This window comes from Pseudomonas sp. B21-017 (assembly GCF_024749245.1).
Classification (GTDB): domain Bacteria; phylum Pseudomonadota; class Gammaproteobacteria; order Pseudomonadales; family Pseudomonadaceae; genus Aquipseudomonas.
Genome location: NZ_CP087194.1, coordinates 25,739 through 46,512 on the forward strand (window position 1 = coordinate 25,739; position 20,774 = coordinate 46,512).

The 20,774-nt window shown below is 60.6% G+C and carries 19 protein-coding genes; 14 read left to right on the forward strand and 5 right to left on the reverse strand.

Features of this window, described 5'->3' with window-relative positions:
- Nucleotides 1-41 precede the first annotated feature (41 nt).
- Nucleotides 42-599, forward strand: a complete 558-nt coding sequence (locus tag LOY28_RS00115; protein WP_018927304.1) for an L-threonylcarbamoyladenylate synthase — start codon at nucleotides 42-44, stop codon at nucleotides 597-599.
- A 116-nt stretch (nucleotides 600-715) separates the two neighbouring features.
- Here LOY28_RS00115 and LOY28_RS00120 read toward each other — a convergent pair whose 3' ends face one another.
- Nucleotides 716-1,693, reverse strand: coding sequence for an NADPH:quinone reductase (locus LOY28_RS00120; RefSeq protein ID WP_019580323.1), 978 nt, complete (start codon nucleotides 1,691-1,693; stop codon nucleotides 716-718).
- Between the two features lie 181 nt (nucleotides 1,694-1,874).
- On the opposite strand from LOY28_RS00120, the gene hemF reads away from it, so the two are divergent.
- Nucleotides 1,875-2,789, forward strand: coding sequence for an oxygen-dependent coproporphyrinogen oxidase (hemF, locus tag LOY28_RS00125; RefSeq protein ID WP_018927302.1), 915 nt, complete (start codon nucleotides 1,875-1,877; stop codon nucleotides 2,787-2,789).
- 13 nt (nucleotides 2,790-2,802) lie between these two features.
- Nucleotides 2,803-3,624, forward strand: coding sequence for a shikimate dehydrogenase (aroE, locus tag LOY28_RS00130; protein WP_018927301.1), 822 nt, complete (start codon nucleotides 2,803-2,805; stop codon nucleotides 3,622-3,624).
- 61 nt (nucleotides 3,625-3,685) lie between these two features.
- On the opposite strand, the gene LOY28_RS00135 is transcribed toward aroE, so the two are convergent.
- The 3 genes from LOY28_RS00135 to betC form a co-directional block, all read right to left on the reverse strand.
- Nucleotides 3,686-5,254, reverse strand: a complete 1,569-nt coding sequence (locus LOY28_RS00135; RefSeq protein WP_111453122.1) for a SulP family inorganic anion transporter — start codon at nucleotides 5,252-5,254, stop codon at nucleotides 3,686-3,688.
- 202 nt (nucleotides 5,255-5,456) lie between these two features.
- Complete coding sequence (gene choX, locus LOY28_RS00140) at nucleotides 5,457-6,389, reverse strand: choline ABC transporter substrate-binding protein (RefSeq protein WP_138866570.1); 933 nt, start codon at nucleotides 6,387-6,389, stop codon at nucleotides 5,457-5,459.
- A 16-nt stretch (nucleotides 6,390-6,405) separates the two neighbouring features.
- Nucleotides 6,406-7,920: a choline-sulfatase gene (betC, locus tag LOY28_RS00145; protein WP_258612900.1), complete on the reverse strand. Its 1,515-nt coding sequence runs from the start codon at nucleotides 7,918-7,920 to the stop codon at nucleotides 6,406-6,408.
- A 114-nt stretch (nucleotides 7,921-8,034) separates the two neighbouring features.
- On the opposite strand from betC, the gene LOY28_RS00150 reads away from it, so the two are divergent.
- Nucleotides 8,035-8,985, forward strand: a complete 951-nt coding sequence (locus LOY28_RS00150; protein WP_096481545.1) for a choline sulfate utilization transcriptional regulator — start codon at nucleotides 8,035-8,037, stop codon at nucleotides 8,983-8,985.
- Nucleotides 8,986-8,990: 5 nt separating this feature from the next.
- Here the strand turns inward: LOY28_RS00150 and LOY28_RS00155 are convergent, their stop codons facing one another.
- Nucleotides 8,991-9,656, reverse strand: a complete 666-nt coding sequence (locus LOY28_RS00155; protein ID WP_018927296.1) for an NAD(P)-dependent oxidoreductase — start codon at nucleotides 9,654-9,656, stop codon at nucleotides 8,991-8,993.
- A gap of 83 nt (nucleotides 9,657-9,739) precedes the next feature.
- Here LOY28_RS00155 and LOY28_RS00160 point away from each other — a divergent pair, with 83 nt between their 5' ends.
- The 10 genes from LOY28_RS00160 (at nucleotide 9,740) to LOY28_RS00205 (ending at nucleotide 20,752) form a co-directional block, all read left to right on the forward strand.
- Nucleotides 9,740-10,066, forward strand: coding sequence for a DOPA 4,5-dioxygenase family protein (locus LOY28_RS00160; RefSeq protein ID WP_230174647.1), 327 nt, complete (start codon nucleotides 9,740-9,742; stop codon nucleotides 10,064-10,066).
- A gap of 393 nt (nucleotides 10,067-10,459) precedes the next feature.
- Nucleotides 10,460-11,767, forward strand: coding sequence for a CitMHS family transporter (locus LOY28_RS00165; RefSeq protein ID WP_018927294.1), 1,308 nt, complete (start codon nucleotides 10,460-10,462; stop codon nucleotides 11,765-11,767).
- Nucleotides 11,768-11,849: 82 nt separating this feature from the next.
- A complete protein-coding gene (locus LOY28_RS00170; RefSeq protein WP_258612901.1) occupies nucleotides 11,850-12,617 on the forward strand; it encodes a TerC family protein in 768 nt (255 codons plus the stop codon).
- Between the two features lie 211 nt (nucleotides 12,618-12,828).
- Entirely contained in the window at nucleotides 12,829-14,487 is a 1,659-nt protein-coding gene (locus LOY28_RS00175; protein ID WP_018927292.1) for a Na/Pi cotransporter family protein, read from the forward strand.
- Between the two features lie 55 nt (nucleotides 14,488-14,542).
- Nucleotides 14,543-15,919 carry a pitrilysin family protein gene (locus LOY28_RS00180; protein WP_258612902.1) on the forward strand — a complete coding sequence of 459 codons (1,377 nt, stop codon included), beginning with the start codon at nucleotides 14,543-14,545 and terminating at the stop codon, nucleotides 15,917-15,919.
- 239 nt (nucleotides 15,920-16,158) lie between these two features.
- Nucleotides 16,159-17,187, forward strand: coding sequence for a DUF5924 family protein (locus tag LOY28_RS00185; protein WP_028940067.1), 1,029 nt, complete (start codon nucleotides 16,159-16,161; stop codon nucleotides 17,185-17,187).
- A gap of 53 nt (nucleotides 17,188-17,240) precedes the next feature.
- Complete coding sequence (locus LOY28_RS00190) at nucleotides 17,241-18,389, forward strand: ABC transporter permease (RefSeq protein WP_258612903.1); 1,149 nt, start codon at nucleotides 17,241-17,243, stop codon at nucleotides 18,387-18,389.
- Nucleotides 18,386-19,189 carry an ABC transporter ATP-binding protein gene (locus LOY28_RS00195; RefSeq protein ID WP_018927288.1) on the forward strand — a complete coding sequence of 268 codons (804 nt, stop codon included), beginning with the start codon at nucleotides 18,386-18,388 and terminating at the stop codon, nucleotides 19,187-19,189. The genes LOY28_RS00190 and LOY28_RS00195 overlap by 4 nt, the downstream gene beginning before the upstream one ends.
- A 1-nt stretch (nucleotide 19,190) precedes the next feature.
- Nucleotides 19,191-20,129, forward strand: a complete 939-nt coding sequence (locus LOY28_RS00200; RefSeq protein ID WP_018927287.1) for an MlaD family protein — start codon at nucleotides 19,191-19,193, stop codon at nucleotides 20,127-20,129.
- A complete protein-coding gene (locus tag LOY28_RS00205; RefSeq protein ID WP_018927286.1) occupies nucleotides 20,126-20,752 on the forward strand; it encodes an ABC-type transport auxiliary lipoprotein family protein in 627 nt (208 codons plus the stop codon). The genes LOY28_RS00200 and LOY28_RS00205 overlap by 4 nt, the downstream gene beginning before the upstream one ends.
- The last annotated feature ends 22 nt before the right edge of the window (nucleotides 20,753-20,774 follow it).

A 20,774-nucleotide genomic window follows, 5' to 3' on the forward strand; every position in this document is an offset into this window, starting at 1 on the left:
ATCGGTAAACTGCGCAGAGCCTTATTCCGGAGAGTTTTTTCATGGTTAACAGTTGGCGTGTGCAACAAGCCGCACGAGAAATTCGCGCCGGGGCGGTCATTGCCTACCCAACGGAAGCCGTCTGGGGACTGGGTTGCGACCCGTGGAACGAAGAGGCGGTGGATCGTCTGCTGATGATCAAGGGCCGATCTGTGGATAAGGGCCTGATTCTGGTGGCCGACAATATTCGTCAGTTCGACTTCCTGTTCGAAGACTTCCCGGAGTTGTGGATGGACCGCATGGCCAGCACCTGGCCGGGCCCCAACACCTGGTTGGTGCCGCATCAGAATCTGTTGCCCCAGTGGATTACCGGTGTGCATGAAACGGTGGCGTTGCGGGTCAGCGACCACCCTCTGGTGCGGGACTTGTGTGCGGTGGTCGGCCCGTTGGTGTCGACCTCGGCGAACCCTCAGGGCCGACCGGCGGCACGGACGCGGATTCGCGTGGAGCAGTATTTCCGGGGGCAGGTTGATTATGTACTCGGTGGCAATCTGGGCGGGCGCAAGAATCCGAGTGTGATTCGCGATCTGGCGACGGGGCATGTGGTGCGCCCGGATTGAGACCGCGTCATCGTTCTTCGCGGGCAAGCCTCGCTCCTACAGGGGATCAATGTCGTTCCGTGATCGTGTGAACGACACAAATCCTGTAGGAGCGAGGCTTGCCCGCGAAGAGGCCCTCAAGGCAACAGAATCGTTGAACCAGTCGTACGGCGCGCCGACAACTCAGTCTGCGCCTTCGCTGCATCAGCCAGTGGATACCGCTGGCTGATGTCCACCTTCAGCTTGCCGCTGATGATCATCTCGAACAGTTCATCAGCCATGCGTTGCAGGTTTTCAGCATTGTTGGCGTAGGTCGCCAGCGTCGGCCGGGTCACGTACAGCGAACCCTTGGCCGCGAGAATCCCCAGATTCACCCCGTCTACTGCGCCTGAAGCATTACCAAAGCTCACCACCAACCCCCGAGGCGCAACGCTGTCGAGCGATGTCAGCCAGGTATCTTTGCCTACACCGTCGTACACCACCGGGACTTTTTTACCGTCAGTCAATTCCAGCACGCGTTGTGCGACGTTCTCATGGCTGTAATCGATGGTCGCCCAGGCACCATTGGCTTTCGCCAGGGCGGCTTTTTCCGCTGAACTGACCGTGCCGATCAGCTTCACCCCCAGGGCCTTGGCCCATTGGCAGGCAAGCGATCCGACGCCGCCGGCCGCGGCGTGAAACAGGATGGTTTCGCCACCCTTGAGCTCATATGTCTGACGCAGCAGGTATTGCACGGTCAGGCCTTTGAGCATCACGCCGGCGGCTTGTTCGAAGCTGATGGCGTCCGGCAGGTGCACCAGGTTGGCTTCCGGCAAGACATGCACGTCGCTGTAGGCGCCCAACGGGCCACTGCCATAAGCCACGCGATCGCCAACCTTGAAGCGGGTGACTTCGCTACCGACTGCGTCGACCACGCCCGCGCCTTCGGCGCCCAGGCCCGATGGCAGGGCTGGCGGCGCATAAAGGCCGCTGCGGTAATAGGTGTCGATAAAGTTCAGGCCAATGGCCTTGTTGGTCACGCGTACCTGTTGCGGGCCGGGCTCGGCGGGTTGGTAATCCACGTATTCGAGCACTTCGGGGCCGCCATGGACGCGGAACTGGATACGCTTTGCCATCTGCTCTCTCCTTAGGTCTTTGGCTTCTAGAGTCGTAGCGCCAAGCGCCCTATCGAACTCCCAAGCTTGATCTTCGTCAACTGCGGCAGGCTCGCCTGCGATGTTATGCTACGGACCCATTTGCGCCGGCCCCCCGCTCTGATGGAGCGCCGCGTAGCTTTGCCCGATTCAAGGTGATGCCATGACTACCCGCACCGAGGCCGTAAAAGCCTACCTGCTCGACCTGCAAGACCGTATTTGCGCTGCCCTGGAAGCCGAAGACGGCGGCGCGCGTTTCGTCGAAGACGCCTGGACCCGGCCTGCCGGCGGCGGTGGTCGCACCCGGGTGATTGAGAACGGCGCAGTCATCGAAAAGGGCGGCGTCAACTATTCCCACGTGTTTGGCAGCGGTCTCCCACCGTCCGCCAGTGCTCATAGGCCGGAATTGGCCGGTCGAGGCTTCGAAGCCTTGGGCGTGTCGTTGGTGATTCACCCGCATAACCCCCATGTGCCGACGTCTCACGCCAATGTGCGCTTTTTCATCGCCGAAAAAGAAGGTGAAGAGCCGGTCTGGTGGTTCGGTGGTGGCTTTGACCTGACCCCTTATTACGGCAATGAAGAAGATTGCGTGCATTGGCACCGCGTCGCCGAACAGGCCTGCGCGCCGTTCGGCCCGGACGTTTACCCGCGCTACAAGGCCTGGTGCGACAGCTACTTCCACATCAAGCATCGCCATGAGCCACGGGGCATCGGCGGCCTGTTTTTCGATGACTTGAACGAGTGGGACTTCGATACCAGCTTCGCTTTCATGCGCGCCATCGGCGATGCGTTCATCGACGCGTACCTGCCGATCGTGCAACGCCGCAAGAATGATGCGTTCACCGCCAAACAGCGTGAGTTCCAGGAGTTTCGCCGTGGTCGTTACGTTGAATTCAACCTGGTCTATGACCGCGGCACGCTGTTCGGCCTGCAATCGGGCGGGCGTACCGAGTCGATTCTGATGTCGCTGCCGCCGCAAGTACGCTGGGCCTACGACTGGAAGGCCGAGCCGGGCAGTGAAGAAGCACGCCTGACCGAATACTTCCTGCAAGACCGCGATTGGTTGGCCAAGGCCTGAACGAGGAATTCTGATGGACCGTTATGTCGTATTCGGTAACCCGATCGGCCACAGCAAGTCGCCGCTGATCCACCGTCTGTTCGCCGAGCAGACCGGGCAGAAACTGGACTACAGCACCTTGCTGGCACCTCTCGACGATTTTTCCGGCTGTGCATTGGAATTTTTCCGCGAAGGCCGTGGGGCGAATGTGACAGTGCCGTTCAAGGAAGACGCCTATCGCCTGGCGAACAGCTTGACCCAGCGGGCGCAACGGGCCGGCGCGGTGAATACCCTGAGCAAACTGGCTGATGGCAGTCTGCTGGGCGACAACACCGATGGTGCCGGGCTGGTGCGGGACCTGACGGTCAACGCCGGATTCAGCCTCGCGGGCAAACGCATCCTGCTGCTGGGGGCCGGTGGTGCGGTGCGCGGCGCGCTGGAGCCGCTGCTGGCGGAGCAACCGGCGTCGGTGATCATTGCCAACCGCACCGTGGAAAAAGCCGAATTGCTGGCGCAATTGTTTGCCGATCTGGGGCCGGTGTCGGCCAGCGGTTTCGACTGGCTGCGCGAGCCGGTGGACCTGATCATCAACGCCACATCCGCCAGTTTGTCCGGCGATGTACCGCCGATTGCCGGCAGTTTGATCGAACCGGGCAAGACGGTTTGCTACGACATGATGTACGGCAAGGACCCAACCTCGTTCTGCCGTTGGGCCAGTGAACATGGGGCTGGCGTGTCGATGGATGGCTTGGGCATGTTGGCCGAGCAGGCGGCGGAAGCTTTCTATCTGTGGCGCGGTGTGCGCCCGGATACGGCGCCGGTGCTGGCCGAACTTCGCCGGCAACTGGCGCTGTAGTTCTGTGGCGAGGGAGCAAGCTCCCTCGCCACAGGTTATCTGTTTGTCAAAACAGTGGCGTTTAGTCCTCAAACCGGATCGGGCATTTCTCCGCGCCTTCCAGCTTCCTCAATTCCTCCACCACTTGCGGCCGTGCCTGCCGCAGAGTCAGGCTGCGATCCTGACGCAGCAGCCGTCGTGCTTCCTGGTGCAGCATTTCCACGCCCGAGTAGTCGATGAAGTTGATCTGCTGTGCTTCGATCACCACTCGCGGGCCTTGCATCCGTTGCAGGCGCACTTGCAGGTAATGGCTGGCGCCGAAAAAGATCGAGCCGCCGACCCTCAGGATGTCTTCGTCACCATTGCGCCAGTGCTGCACCCGTGGCTGTGAGGTGCGTTTGAGGTAGAAGAACAGTGACGCCAGCACCCCGGCGTAGATCGCCGTCTGCAACTCCAGCAACAGGGTGGCGACACAGGTCAGCGCCATGACCAGGAATTCGGCATGGCTGACCCGCAACAAGGCACGAATGCCGCGATGATCCACCAATCCCCAAGCGATCAAAAGGATGCTGCCAGCCATGGCCGGGATCGGGATGTGCGCAATCAATGCCGCACCGAAGATCGCGAACAGTGCCACCCACAGCGCCGAAAAAAACCCGGCCAGCGGTGAACAGGCGCCGGCATCGTAGCTCAGGCCCGAGCGAGTGAAGGAACCGGCGGACAGCGAACCGGAAAAAAACGCCCCGACCATGTTCGAGAAACCCTGGGCGCGAACTTCCTGATTGGCATCGAGCAACTGCTGCGAGCGGGCCGACAGGGAGCGGGCAATCGACAGGCTCGTCACCAGCCCGAGCATGCCGACCGCCACCGCACTGGGCAGCAGGCGCAATATCAGGTCCAGATCCAGCGGCAGCGAGCTGAAGGGCGGCAGCCGCCCGACAAACGCGCTGACCAGCTTCACATGACCGAACATCGCTGGCCACAGCCACACCAGCAATCCGCTCAGGGCCAGAGCGATCAACAGCGTCGGCCAGCGCGGCACCAGCAGTTTCAGCACGATGCCAACCGCGACCGTGGCCAGGCCCAGCAGCAGCGAGGGTTTGTCCACTTCGCCGAGATGATTGAGCAGCATCATCAAGCTGTTGAGCGCCGTGGCCTGGTTGGGCACATCCAGCCCCAGCAGGTTCGGCAGCTGCCCGATGGCAATCACCACCGCCGCGCCGAGGGTGAAGCCCAGCACCACCGAGTGAGAGACGAAATTCACCAGGGCACCGAACCGCAGCAAACCCAGTAACCACTGGAAAATGCCCGCAAGGAAAGTCAGAAGCAGGATCAGCGTGACGTAGTCCTGCGATGCAGGGACGGCCAGAGGACTGACGCTGGCATACAGGACGATGGAAATGGCCGCCGTAGGGCCGCAGATCAAATGCCATGACGAACCCCAGAGGCAGGCAATCAGCACCGGGATGATGGCGGCGTACAGGCCATATTCCGGTGGGAGGCCGGCGATCAGGGCGTAGGCAATGGATTGTGGCAACGCGAGAATCGCACCGCTCAGGCCGACGATCAGGTCACGACCAACGCTGGCGCGGGTTTGCCGGGGCAACCAGGTCAGGAAGGGAAAGAGTGAATGGCGGCTGGGGAAGGCCATGGGTCCTCTCGGTACGGGGTAAATCGTCAGGGTAAAGCATTGGCTCGTAGTGGGCAGATCATTGTGGCGAGGGAGCTTGCTCCCGCTCGGCTGCGCAGCAGTCGCAAATCCGGACAACTCGGTGAGGCTGATAAACCGAGTTTGCCGAAATGGGAGTGCTACGCCCTCCAGCGGGAGCAAGCTCCCTCGCCACAGCGGAACCTTACAACTTGGCTTTGACCGCCGGCAGAGCATCCTTGCCGTCCACGGTCTTCACGCCCTCCAGCCATTTATCCAGCACCACCGGATTGGCCTTGATCCACGCCTTGGCCGCGTCGGCGTTGCTGACCTTCTTGTTCACCACTTCGGCCATGATGCTGTTCTCCATTTCCTGAGTAAAACTCAGGTTGGTGAGCAGTTTGCCGACGTTCGGGCAGGCCTGTGCATAACCTTTGCGGGTCAGTGTATAAACACTGCCGGTGTCACCGAAGTACTTCTCGCCACCCTTCAGATAATGCATTTTCAACTGCATGTTCATCGGGTGTGGCGTCCAGCCGAGGAAGGTCACGAACTTCTGTTTCTTCACCGCGCGGGATACTTCGGCCAGCATCGCCTGCTCGCTGGACTCGATCAGTTTCCACTGGCCCATCTCGAAGTCATTCTTCTTGATGATCTCTTGCAGCGAAATGTTCGCCGGGGCGCCGGAACCGATGCCATAGATCTTCTTGTCGACTTCTTTGGGGTGTAGCTCGGCGTACTTGTTCAGGTCGTTAAAGTTATGCACACCCGCGTCCCAGACGTAATCCGGGACCGCCAGGGTGAACTCGGTGCCGTCGAGGTTCTTCGCCAGCTGCGTGACATCGCCGTTGGCCACGAACTTGTCGTAGAAGCCTTGCTGCGCCGGCATCCAGTTACCCAGAAACACGTCCACCTGGCCATCCTTCAGACCGCCAAAGGTGATCGGCACTGCCAGCGTGTCGACCTTGGCCTTGTAGCCCATGCCGTCCAGCAGAAACCCGGTGATGGCGTTGGTGGCGGCGATGTCGCTCCAGCCAGGGTCGGCCATCTTCACCGTTTCGCAGCTTTGCTCGGCGTAGGCCGAGGTGCTGCCCAGAGCCAGAAGCCCGACTGTCAGTACTGTGGATAACTTTTGCATGGACGTCCCCTTAACATTATTGGTTTTGGCAGGGTTGTGGATAACGGGCTTTACGCTCCAGATCGTCGAGGTCGATGTGGTTGCGCATGTACTGCTGACTGGCATCTACCAGCGGCTGGTGGTCCCAGCTCTTCAGCTTGCCGATGGTCAGGGCGTCGGCGACGAAACGCCGGCGTCGCTGACTGGCGAGCACCTGTTGGTGGATCGCCGGGATATTCCATTTGGCCCGTGCTTCGGCGAGAAAATCCTCGAACAGCTGACGATGTTGCGGCGAATGGCTGAGTTCTTCCTGTTCACTCGGGTCGTTATGCACATCGAAGAGCAGGCAAGGGTCGTCTTCGCTGTAGATGAATTTGTAGGCGCCGCGACGAATCATCATCAACGGGCTGATGGTGCCTTCGGCCATGTATTCACCGAACACCTCGTCGTGACCGCCCTGCCCTTGCAGGTGTGAAACCAGCGAGCGGCCGTCCAGCGGCAGGCCTGGCTCCAATGAGCCGCCGGCCAGTTCCACAAAGGTCGGCAGCAGGTCGGCGGTGGATACCGCTGCGCTGACCCGTCCGGCGCCGAATTGCCCCGGCGCGCTGATCAGCAGCGGTACGCGGGCGGCCATTTCGTACCAGTGCATCTTGTACCAGAGGCCGCGCTCGCCGAGCATGTCGCCGTGGTCACCGGAGAACACGATGATGGTGTCATCGATCAGCCCGGTTTCCTCGAGTGTTTGCAGGAGTTTACCGACGTTGCTGTCGATATAGCTGCACGCACCAAAGTAGGCACGGCGCGCGTCGCGAATCTTATCCACAGGCAGCGGCTTGTCCCACAGGTCATAGACTTTGAGCAGGCGCTGGGAGTGAGGATCGAGTTCATCCTGTGCGGGTGTTTCCGGCAAAGGGATGTCGGCGTCGTCGTACAGATCCCAGAACGCCTTGGGAATCGTGTACGGGTCGTGTGGGTGCGTCATCGACACGGTCAGGCAGAACGGCTGATCGCCATCCTCGCGGATGTGATCGAACAGGTATTGCTGGGCCTTGAACACCACCTCTTCGTCGAAATCCAGCTGATTGGTGCGCACGCAGGGCCCGGCTTGCAGCACCGACGACATGTTGTGGTACCAGGTCGGCCGCACGTCCGGCTCGTCCCAGTTCACCGCCCAACCGTAGTCGGCCGGGTAGATGTCACTGGTGAGACGTTCTTCATAGCCGTGTAACTGGTCCGGGCCGCAGAAGTGCATCTTGCCCGACAGCGCGGTGCGGTAACCGAGGCGCCGCAGGTAGTGGGCATAGGTCGGAACGTCGGCGGGGAAATCGGCCGCGTTGTCGTAAGCGCCGATCTTGCTCGGCAACTGACCGCTGACCAGGGTGAAACGTGACGGTGCGCAGAGCGGGCTGTTGCAGTACGCGGCGTCGAACACCACGCCTTGGGCGGCGAGGCGGCTCAGATTCGGCAGTTTGATGGGCGAAGGGCCGTAGAACGGCAACATTGGCGCGGCCATTTGATCGGCCATGATGAAAAGAATATTTTTGCGCTTCATGTGATCGCGGCATTCCATAGTGGATATTTATGCGAGAGTGCTGTGATCGAGCATGCAACCCATGGAAATTGTGGTAAAGCCCACGCCAGGCAATGACTAGGATAAGCACAGCTTATGTATGACGCCCTCGGTGATTTGTCTCTGGACCTGTTGCGCGCCTTTGAAGCCGCGGCCCGCCAGCGCAGTTTCACTGCCGCTGCAGTGGAGCTCGGCACCACGCAACCGGCCATCAGTCAGCAGATCAAACGATTGGAGGAGCAGCTCGCTACACGATTGTTTGACCGCATTTATCGCGGTATCGAACTGACCGAGGCTGGCGCGATTCTGTTTGAGCAAGTTCAGCTCGGTTTACAGAATATCGACGCCGGATTGAGCGCGATCAGTGCGCAGCAGCAACACGAAGTGTTGCAGGTGGCCACCGACTTCGCCTTCGCCGCGTACTGGCTGATGCCGCGGCTGCACCGCTTCCATACCGCCAATCCTCAGGTGGACGTCAGCCTGGTGACCAGCGAACGCAGCCACAACATGCTGCGCACCGATATCGATGTGGCGGTGCTGTTCGGCGATGGCCGGTTCAAGCAAGGCGAGAGCCATTGGTTGTTCAGTGAAGAAGTGTTTCCGGTGTGCAGCCCGCTGCTCTTGAAGGATCGTCCCCTGCCCTTGCCGGCTCAGTCATTGCTGGAGTTTCCGCTGTTGCACCTGCGTGGCGAACACAGCAGCAACTGGTTCGACTGGAGCGGCGTGTTTCGCGAACTGGGGATCACGTCGGCGCCAGCGCCGGGGCAACTGCGCTTCGACAATTACACCTTGCTGATTCAAGCGGCGATTGGCGGCCAGGGCGTTGCGATCGGTTGGCGGCACCTTGTGGATAACTTGCTGGCGCAAGGTCTGTTGTGTCGACCGATTGCCGAGACAGTGATTTCCAGGCTGGGTTATTACGTGGTCCTGCCCCAGCGCAAACGGCGCGGGGCGTTGATTCAAACATTTGTGGATTGGTTGATGGCGGAACAGGCCAGCAGTGCGCAATCGCTTAATGGTCTTCCTTTGCCATCGATTGCGGTATGAGGGCTTTACGGTTCCGAAGTCGCGACAAAATTCACATGCTGACCGACATGCAAATTCAGCCATAACTCATCGGCAATCCCGACGGCAACTCGGTTCAGCCGTTCCAGCGGTTCGGCCAGGCCAGGTTCCAGGCTCGTGCTGACGTGACTGAAATGCTCGATGGACAGTCCTGGTACGCCGCGTGGGGCATTCACCAGGGTCCAGTGCAATGGGCTGCTTTGCAGTGCCTCGCGGATTTCTTCTGCGGCGTGGCGTTGCAGTTCGTCTTCTATCTCCGGATCGTCCAGCACCTCGAAATCACCCACCACAAACAACCGCGCGATACCCGCGGCCTGCATGCCGTCAATCAGTGCATCCACTGCCAGCACCTGCTCGACCGGGCCAGGCACGATGGATTTTTCGATGTGTTCGCTGTTCATCGGCAACCCCGGCGCATCCAGCAGGCAGATCACCGCCGAACAGCCGGCCACGCTTTGCTTGACCCGTTTGGCATCGAACAGATTGCCGGCCTTGGTGCGCAATCCGGGGCGTGGCGCGAGTGCCGTCAGGTCATCGAGAATCGCGATCACTTCATGTTGGCGCCGCAGCATTTCCGCCATCAGCGCGCTGCCCAGGCTACTCATGGCACCATAAAGCACTACCTTCACTACCGGGGTTTCGGCATTTTTCATGGCTGTGCTCCGAACGTCCTGCCTATATAACGTAAGACCTGTGGGGAGCGGTGTGGGTTCGACCAGGTTCAAAGGGGTTTCAGATGCAACAGATCAAGGGCTACCACGCCCATGTCTATTTCGACGCCAATACTCTCCCGCAGGCCCGGGCCTTGTGTGAGCAGGCCGCACAATTGTTTCCACTGAAGATGGGCCGCGTGCATGAACGCCTGGTTGGCCCGCACCCGGACTGGAGCTGCCAATTGGCCTTCGAGCCGCAACATCTTGGCGAGGTATTGCCGTGGCTGGCGCTCAATCGCAAGGGGTTGGTGGTGTTCCTGCACCCGGAGACCGGCAACGATCTGCTCGACCACACCGAACACGCGATCTGGATGGGTGCGATCCGGCCGCTGGACCTGTCTGTTTTCTGATCAGAGTTGTTCTTCGGGCTCGCCGGACGGCAAATCGAGCAATGGCAGTGGGCGATATCCTGCATGGGGTCGCCGATGTCTTGCTCCTGACCCACATCTACAGACTTTCAACCCGGCCGACGACCGGTCGTACATTCGGTCAATGCTTTCATCCGCGAAAGCTGGCTGAAAGCTTCCCCGATTAGGATCGCCTCACTGCCGGCAACAGACCGGTTGGCCAACGCGAGTGTTTCATTGCCCGCCCGGCCCATTTAACAACAACAATGGTGATTCTGATGTCCGCTCCTATCCGCCTCTTCGCTGCACCTCCGCCCGTACGTTTCGTGCTTCCCGTTCTGCGCTGACCTCATCGGTTCGCCCATTCCCTAGCCGCGCTACGCCTGGAGTATTCCTATGCTGACTTTCCTTGGCTTTGCCATGGTCATCACGTTCATGTTCCTGATCATGACCAAGCGCCTGTCCGCGCTGATCGCCCTGATTATCATCCCGATCATCTTCGCCCTGTTCGGCGGTTTCTCGCCGAAGATCGGCCCGATGATGCTCGAAGGCATCACCAAGCTTGCGCCGACCGGCGTGATGCTGATGTTCGCCATCCTTTACTTCGCCCTGATGATCGACTCCGGCCTGTTTGACCCGGCCGTGCGCAAGATCCTCAAACTGGTCAAGGGCGACCCGTTGAAGGTGTCGGTCGGTACCGCGGTGCTGGCGCTGATCGTGTCCATGGACGGTGATGGCGCCACCACTTACATGATCTGCGTGGCCGCCATGCTGCCGCTCTACAGCCGCATCGGCATGAGCCCGCGGATCATGGCCGGTCTGATCATCCTCGCCGGTGGCGTGATGAACATGACCCCTTGGGGCGGTCCGACCGCTCGTGCGGCCAGTGCGCTGCATGTGGACCCGTCCGCGATCTTCGTACCGATGATTCCGGCGATGCTGGCCGGTGTGGTGGCGATTCTGGCGATTGCCTATGTCTACGGTAAACGCGAGCGTGCGCGTCTGGGTGAATTGCATCTGGTCGGTGATGAAATCGACCACAGCGAAATCAGCGTTTCGCAGTTCCCGGACGCCCGTCGTCCAAAGCTGATCTGGTTCAACGGCGCGCTGACCCTGGCACTGATGGGCACCTTGATCGCCGGCCTGTTGCCGCTGCCAGTGCTGTTCATGGTGGCGTTCAGTATCGCGATGATCGTCAACTATCCTTGCCTGCAACAGCAGAAGGACCGCGTTGCGGCCCACGCCGGTAGCGTGTTGGCGGTGGTCGGGTTGATCTTTGCCGCGGGTATCTTCACCGGTATCCTGACGGGCACCGGCATGGTCGACGCCATGTCCAAGAGCCTGCTGGCAGTCATCCCGGATTTCCTCGGCCCGTACCTCGCCGTGATCACCGCGCTGGTGAGCATGCCGTTCACGTTCTTCATGTCGAACGACGCATTTTATTACGGCGTGTTGCCAGTGCTTGCTGAAGCCGCCAGTCATTACGGTATAACCGCGGTAGAAATGGCACGTGCCTCGATCGTCGGTCAGCCCGTCCACTTGCTGAGCCCGCTGGTACCATCGACCTACCTGTTGGTGGCCCTGGCCGGTATCGAATTCGGTGACCATCAGCGGTTCACCCTGAAGTGGGCGGTGCTGGTTTGCCTGTGCATACTGGTGGCAGCCTTGCTGATGGGGATCTTTCCGCTGTTCAGCACGCTATAAGCCAAGACTCGCCATGAGGGGTCCAGGCTTTGTTTGAAGTCTGGGCCCTTCGTGGTTTAAACACATCCTCAAAGGAATACACATGGAATGGCTGACCAACCCTGAAATCTGGGTTGCCTTCTTCACCCTGACCGCCCTGGAGATCGTCCTGGGCATCGACAACATCATCATGATCTCGATCCTGGTCAGCCGCATGCCCAAACACATGCAGGCGCGTACCCGGATCTTCGGCCTGGCGCTGGCCATGGTCACCCGGATTCTGTTGCTGCTGTCGATCACCTGGGTCATGCGTCTCACCGCGGACCTGTTCGAAGTGTTCGGCCAGGGTATTTCCGGGCGTGACCTGATCTTGTTCTTCGGTGGTCTGTTCCTGCTGTGGAAAAGCTCGCAAGAGATGTATCACGCGCTGGAAGGCGAGGATGAAACCAGCGACGAGCCAAGTGGCAAGGGCGGTAACTTCCTCTACACCATTATCCAGATCGCGATCATCGACATCGTGTTCTCGCTGGACTCCGTCATCACTGCCGTTGGCATGGTGTCCCACGTACCGGTCATGGTCGCGGCAATCATCGTCGCAGTGCTGGTGATGATGTGGGCTTCCGGCACCATCAGCGAGTTCATCGACAAGCACCCGTCGCTGAAAATGCTGGCGCTGTCTTTCCTGTTGATCGTCGGTACCGTGCTGATTGCCGAATCCTTCGATGTGCATGTGCCGAAAGGCTACGTCTACTTCGCCATGGCGTTCTCGCTGGTAGTGGAAGCGATCAACATCAGGATGCGCACCGCGATTGCGAAAAAACGCACACAGCAAGAGCCGGTGAAACTGCGCAAGGATGTTCCGGGTCAGTAACCCGAACACCCTGCTGTGACAAAGGGGCCTTCGGGCCCCTTTGTCATGTCTGCATCAAACTGTTTTCATGACAGTTTTGTTTCAATCGCTTCTTTAGCTATGCGATGCTGGCGTCCAGACCGTTAGCCAACTACAGCTTAAGTACAGAACGTAGAAGAACGCGGCATCGTTAACTTGCCCCGCTGGGGCGCTACCACCACAGGGGGCCTGTATGCTCACCCTGCTCAATTTGTTATCGGCCGTGGCCTTGCTGATCTGGGGCACGCACATCGTCCGAACCGGCATCCTGCGGGTTTATGGCTCCAACTTGCGCCATGTGATCGGGCAGAACATGGCCAGGCGCTGGCTGGCGTTTATCGCCGGGATCATGGTGACCGCCATGGTCCAGAGCAGCAACGCCACCGCCATGCTCGTCACTTCGTTTGTCGGTCAGGGCCTGATGGCGCTGACCCCGGCCCTGGCGACGATGCTCGGTGCCGACGTCGGTACCGCACTGATGGCGCGGGTACTGACCCTCGACCTGTCGTGGCTGTCACCGCTGCTGATCTTCCTCGGGGTGATTTTCTTTCTGTCGCGCAAGCAGACCCGGGTCGGGCAGATGGGGCGGGTCAGCATCGGTCTGGGGCTGATCATTCTGGCGCTGCAACTGATCGTCGAGGCCGCCACGCCGATCACTCATGCTCAGGGAGTGAAGGTGATTTTTGCCTCTCTGACCGGCGATATCTTGCTCGATGCGCTGGTCGGTGCACTGTTCGCGATGATTTCATACTCCAGCCTGGCCGCCGTATTGCTGACCGCGACCCTCGCCGGTGCCAGCGTGATCAGCCTGCCAGTGGCCATCGGCCTGGTGATCGGCGCCAACATCGGCAGCGGCGTTCTCGCCTTCCTCAGCACCAGCATGCAGAACGCCGCCGGCCGTCAGGTGGCGCTGGGCAGCCTGTTGTACAAACTGATTGGTCTGCTGCTGATCATTCCGGTGCTCGATCCACTGGTGCACTGGATCGACAGCTTCGACTTCAGCGCTCAGGAAATGGTCATCGGCTTCCACCTGCTCTACAACACCGCGCGCTGCCTGATCCTGTTGCCCAGCGTCGGGCTGATGGCCAGGCTCTGTGCTTGGCTGCTGCCGGAACGGCCGGACATCAACGGCACGGCCAAGCCGCGGCACCTTGACCCGACGGCATTGGTGACCCCCAGCCTGGCGCTGGCCAATGCCGCCCGGGAAACCCTGCGCATCGGCGATCTGGTCGACAACATGCTCGAAGCCATGCTCGCCGTACTGCGTGGCAAACAGACCGCCGTTACCCAGGAAATCCGTCGCCTGACCGATGATGTCGAAGCGCTCTACAGCGCGATCAAACTCTATCTGGCGCAAATGCCTCGGGAAGACCTCAGCGAACAAGATAGCCAACGGTGGGCTGAAACCATCGAGCTGGCGATTAACCTGAAACTGGCCAGTGACCTGATCGAACGCATGCTGCGCAAGGTTCAGCAGCAGAAAACCGCGCAGCGGCGGTCGTTTTCCGAGGTCGGTCTGGAAGAATTGGCGGGCCTGCACAGCCAGCTGATTGCCAACCTGCGCCTGGGGTTGTCGGTGTTCCTCAGTTCCGATCCGGAAAGTGCTCGCCAGTTACTGCGTGAGAAACGTCGCTTTCGCGCACAGGAACGCCGCCTGGCCCACGCTCATGTCAGTCGTTTGCACCGTAAGATTGTGCAAAGCATCGAGACCAGTTCGCTGCATCTGGAGCTGATCGCTGACATGAGGCGCCTCAATTCGCTGTTTTGCAGCAGTGCCTATGCGGTGTTGGGCACTTCGGACACCGGTGCTCTGGCGGTCGACGATTTGGCTGACATCACTCATTCACCCTGAACGTCCACAGTTGCCTGAAGTCTGTTGTACTTACGCTGTCGTACGGAAACTCGTTATGCGCTGTCTGCTATTCGCTTGTCTGTTGCTCGGCGCCCTGCCCTCATTTGCCCTGGATCGCTTTCAGGTCGAGGGCTATACGCTGCCCAACGGCCTGCAATTGGTCCTCAAACCGGGCACCGAGCGCGGGCATGTGGCGATTCGGCTGGTAGTCGGCGTGGGTCTGGATGATTTCAGCTGCGCCGACAAGGAGCTGCCGCATCTGCTCGAACACTTGCTGTTCAGCGGCATCGACGCCACCGGCGAAGGTGGTCTGGAGGAGCGCATGCAGGCCCTGGGTGGTGAGTGGAACGCTTACACCAGCAACGCCGACACCACGTTCGTCATCGAAGCACCGGCGAAAAACCAGCGTAAGGCCCTCGATCTGTTGTTGGCTCTGCTGACCCAGACCCGTATCGACGACAACGCTATCAACGTCGCCAAGCAGGTGGTCGAGCGCGAAGACGGTGGCCATTATTCGCACCTGCAACGCTGGCTGGATCGCCAGGACCTGGGCCACACCGCCAGTAATCAGTTGGCGGTGGAACTGGGCCTCAAATGCCAGGAGCGCGCCGAAGTCAGTCACCTGACCCGCGAGCAACTGGAGAGGGTGCGCAAAGCCTGGTACGCGCCCAACAACATGACCCTGATCGTGGTCGGCGAGCTCGACCGCCTGCTGCCGGCCTATCTGGAACGGGCGTATGGCGCGCTCGTAGCCGTCGAGCCTGCCGATCACCTGCCCTTGCCGACAATCCAGGCCAGCGCGGCCCACGAGCGTACTCTGAGCCACGGTTTTGTCGGTGGCGGCGCCAAGTTGCACTGGCTGGTGCCGGAACCGGTGCAGGAAGACCAGCCCGACGAAACGTTCGATCTGCTCAAGGACTACCTGGACTGGGCGCTTTATCGCCAACTGCGCCTGGTCCATGGGTTGTCCTATGGGCCCTCGGCCGAGCGTGAGGTGTTTGGCGGAGTGGGCTTCATGAGCCTGAACGCCGATCTTGAACGCGGCGACGTGCCGGCAGCTGAACAGGTGCTGGATGAGCTCAAAGCCGGTTTGCTCAAGGACGGTCTCGACGCCACCACCTTCGCCCGCCTCAAGCAGGCCGCCATCGCCCGTCAGGCCTGGGCCGTGCAAGGCAATAGCGCCCTGGCGGATTACTACTGGAGCGCCCTTGGGGACTACGAGGACGGCCATTTCACCAACCCGGCCAAGGCACTGCAAGAAGTGACGCTGGCCGAGGCGAACCAGGCGATGCGTGAGTTGCTGCTGCAACCGGGGTATTTGCGGATCGAGAAGCCGTTGGTGAGTTATGACCAGTTGATGTGGGCGATTGCCGGGGTATTTGGATTGATGGTGCTTGGGGCATTGGGTTGGCGTGTTCACCGCAGAAAGTAGTTATTTCCCTGTGGCGAGGGAGCTTGCTCCCGCTCGGCTGCGCAGCAGCCGTAAACCGGTATCGGAGATCTACTTGAAATTACGCGGTGGGTGGTTTTAGGGCCGCTTCGCGACCCAGCGGGAGCAAGCTCCCTCGCCACAGGGTTTGGGGTTGGTCAACGTAACCGGAACCCTCGCCACAGGCCCCCTCGGACGGTACCCTGTCGGGGATTTTTCCCACGACTATTGTGAACCGCCGAATGCCGACTCTGACCCTGTACATACAGCGCATCCTGGAATTGATGAAGCGCTACCCCGGGGTCATCGCGCTCGGCGGTTTCATTTCCGGGGTCGGCAGCTTCATCTTGGTGGATCGCCAGCAAGGCCTGGCGACCTGGATCACCACCATCATGCTGGTCAGCTGGGTCTGGCTGATGCTGGAAAACAGCCTCACTGAGTTGTTCGCCAAGGTCTTCAAGCGCGAAATACCCCAGCCCCTGCTGCGTTATGCGACGCAGATGATCCATCAGGAAAGCCTGTTCTTCGTCCTGCCGTTCTTTTTCATCACCACCACCTGGAACAGCGGCCAACTGTTTTTCACGGGGTTGTTGGGCATGGCGGCGTTGATCTCGATCACCGACCCGCTCTACTACAAATGGCTGGCGCCGCGCCGCTGGGCGTTCCTGGCGCTGCATACCCTGACCCTCTTCGCCGCCCTGCTGACCGCCCTGCCCGTCATCCTGCACCTGACCACCTCCCAGAGCTTCAAACTGGCGCTGGGCATCGCCATGGTGCTGTCGTTCCCCAGTCTGGCGTCGATCTTCCCGATTCGGACCGTGCGCAATGCGTTGGCGATCCTCAGCATCACCGTGGGTATCGGCGCTGTCGGCTGGGTGCTGCGTTCCTGGGTTCCGCCGGCCACCCTGTGGATGACCGATGTGGCGATCAGCACCCAAATGCAGGACCGCACCCCCGGCAAGAGCCTGGAAGAAGTCAGCGCCGAGCAGATTCGTGGCGACGGTTTGTACGCCTACACCGCGATCAATGCCCCACGGGGGCTGGACGAGCGGATTTATCACGTCTGGATGTTCAACGGTAAAGAGGTCGACCGCATCCCTCTGGATATCCACGGCGGGCGCAAGGAAGGCTACCGCGCCTGGACCCACAAGCAGAATTTCCCCGGCAATCCCGCGGGTAAATGGCAAGTTCGGGTGCTCACCGAAGACGGCCAGTTGATCGGCGTGCTGCGCTTCAAGGTCATGGACAGCACACCCATCAAAGATAAGTAACGCGGTTCGTGCTATTAATCTGGTCTGCGCAATTGCCGAACAAGCAGGAGCTTATGACCAGCAGCACAACGCCTGGCAATGTCCGACTGGATACCTCGCACATCCCTGCCCTGCTGCGGGTCACGGGTGACTGGACGCTCGCTCATTACGCCGATCTCAGCCACCTGAGCGAAAAGCTCCGTGGCCAATACGACAACAACACCCCCATCGACCTCAACGGCCTCGGTGCCCTGGACACGGCGGGTGCATCGCTGTTGGTGGAGTTGCTGGGTTCCGAGCGTCTGGGCAAGTCCGCCGAACACCCTGATTGCACCCTTTCCTCCGCCGATCGCGCCTTGTTGCAGACGGTGTATTGCTCGCTGACTGATTTCTGCGTGCCGATCAAAGAGCCGGAAATCAGCGTCGGCATTCAACTGCTGACCCGTATCGGCCGTGCGGTCGATGCGGTCTGGCAGGACGCCCTGCAGGTGCTGGGTTTTGTCGGCCTGATCCTGCAAACCATCGCGCGCGGGCTGTTATGTCCCAAGCGCTGGCGCCTCACGCCAATGGTCGCGCACATTGAGCAGACTGGCCTCGACGCCGCTCCCATCGTCGCCCTGCTGACCTTTATGGTGGGCGCCGTGGTAGCGTTTCTCGGTGCGACTGTGCTGGCGAGCTTCGGCGCGAGCATTTTTACCGTGGACCTGGTGGCGTTCTCTTTTCTGCGCGAATTCGGCGTGTTGCTCACCGCGATCCTGATGGCCGGCCGCACCGCCAGCGCGTTCACCGCGCAGATCGGCTCGATGAAGGCCAACGAAGAGATCGACGCGATCCGCACCCTCGGCCTCGACCCGATGGAGTTGCTGGTGGTGCCGCGGGTATTGGCGTTGCTGGTGGCGCTGCCGATGCTGACCTTCCTGGCGATGTTGTCGGGGATTGTCGGCGGTGGCGTGGTGTGTGCGCTGTCGCTGGATATATCGCCGGCGATGTTCCTGTCGCTGCTGCAATCGGACATCGGTGTTCAGCACTTCCTGGTGGGGATCGTCAAAGCGCCGATTTTTGCGTTCCTGATCGCCGCCATCGGCTGTCTTGAAGGCTTCAAGGTCAGCGGCAGCGCCGAGTCCGTCGGTGCGCACACCACGTCGAGTGTGGTGCAGTCGATTTTCGTGGTGATCGTCCTCGATGCCGTGGCCGCATTGTTTTTCATGGAGATGGGCTGGTGAGTCGTCTACCCCGAGCGCCTTCCGAGGCGGTGATCGAAGTCCGTGGGCTGTGCAATCGCTTCGGCCGCCAGAGCGTGCACGAGAACCTCGACCTGGATTTGTACAAAGGCGAAATTCTGGCGGTGGTCGGCGGTTCCGGCAGCGGCAAATCGGTGCTGTTGCGCAGCATCGTCGGCTTGCGCCAGCCCAGCGAAGGGCTGGTGAAGGTCTTCGGCAAGAACTTGCCGAGCCTGTCGGAGCACGAGCGTTCGCTGGTCGAGCGGCGCTTCGGCGTGTTGTTCCAGAAAGGCGCCCTGTTCTCTTCGCTGACAGTGACCGAGAACGTCGCCCTGCCCCTTATCGAACACGCCGGCCTGAGCCGTACCGATGCCGAGCACCTGGCGGCGGTGAAACTGGCATTGGCCGGATTGCCCTTGTCAGCGGCCGACAAGTACCCTGCTTCACTGTCTGGCGGCATGATCAAGCGCGCCGCCCTGGCCCGGGCGCTGGCGCTGGACCCGGACATTCTGTTTCTCGACGAGCCCACCGCTGGTCTCGACCCGATTGGCGCGGCGGCGTTCGATCAATTGATTCTGACCCTGCGCGACGCGTTGGGTTTGAGTGTGTTTCTGGTCACCCACGACCTCGACACGCTCTACACCATCACCGACCGGGTGGCGGTGCTGGCGCAAAAGAAAGTACTGGTGGCGGATGCCATCGACAAGGTTTCGGAAACCGACGACGCGTGGATTCACGAATACTTCCATGGCCCTCGCGGCCGCGCGGCGCTGACGGCCGCTAACCAGCTCAACGAGGTCTGACATGGAAACCCGAGCCCATCACGTATTGATCGGCCTGTTCACCGTCATAGTGGTGGCAGGCGCCCTGCTCTTCGGTCTGTGGCTGGCCAAGTCCAGCGTCGACACCGAATTCAAGGATTACGAAATCGTCTTCAACGAGGCGGTCAGCGGTTTGTCCAAGGGCAGCGCCGTGCAGTACAGCGGGATCAAGGTCGGCGACGTAGTGACGCTGCGCCTGGACCCGAATGATCCGCGCCGGGTGTTGGCGCGGATCCGCCTGGGCGGCGATACCCCGATCAAGGAAGACACCCAGGCCAAACTGGCGCTGACCGGGATCACCGGCACCTCGATCATTCAGCTCAGCGGGGGCACACCGCAAAGTCCGACACTCAAGGGCAAGGGCGGCAATTTGCCGACCATCGTGGCATCACCCTCGCCTATCGCCCGTTTGATGAGCGACAGTAACGATCTGATGACCGGTGTGAACGTGTTGATGCAGAACGCCAATCAGATGTTTTCTTCGGAAAACGTCGAGCGCATCAGCAAGACCCTTGAGCATCTGGAGCAAACCACCGGCATCATCGCCGACCAGCGCGGCGACATCGGCCAGGCCATGCAGCAACTGGCGTCGATCAGTAAACAGGCCTCCGCCACACTCGAACAAACTGCTGGGCTGATGCGCAACGCCAACAGCCTGCTCAACGATCAGGGCAAGCAGATGTTTGGCAGTGCCGAGCAAGCCATGAAGTCCCTGGAACGGAGCAGCGCGACCATCAACTCATTGCTCACCACTAATCAGGATTCCCTCAACAACGGCATGCAGGGCCTCAATGGCCTGGCGCCGGCAGTGCGTGAGTTGCGCGACACCTTGAGCTCGCTGCGCACCATTTCCCAGCGGCTTGAGGCCAACCCCAGCGGTTACCTGCTGGGCAGTGACAAGAACAAGGAGTTCACGCCATGAAGCTGATCCCGTTAGCCTTGACTGTCGGTTTTGCCCTGACCAGTGCCTGCTCGATTCTGCCCAAGTCCGAGCCATCCGATGTCTACCGGTTGCCCTCGGCCCAGAGCGGCGCACCGGCCAATCACAGCACGGCGCTGCACTGGTCGCTGCGGCTGGCCAAGCCGCAGACGAGCGAAGCCTTGAACAACCCGAAGATCGCCGTGATCCCTCAGGGTGACCTGATCAGCAGCTACAAGGCTTCCCGCTGGAGCGACCCGGCGCCGGTGCTGCTGCGCAATCGTCTGCTCGATGGTTTCCAGCGTGACGGTCGGGTGCCGTTGCTCAGCACCGATGACAGCAATTTGCAGGCGGACCTGGAGCTGGGCGGCAACCTGCAGGCGTTCCAGACCGAATACCAAGGCACGACGGCGAGCGTGGTCGTGCGGCTGGATGCATTGCTGGTGCGTGGGTATGACCAGCGCATCCTCGCCAGTCGGCGCTTTGAAGTGCGTCAGCCGTTGAGCGATGTGAAGGTGCCGGCGGTGGTCGCCGGGTTCGGCCAGGCCAGCGACCAGTTGACGGCACAGGTGGTGGCCTGGACGGTGGAGCAGGGTCAGAAAGTCGTGCCGCCGCTGAGGCCCTGAAGCCACCGCTGAACCCTGTGGG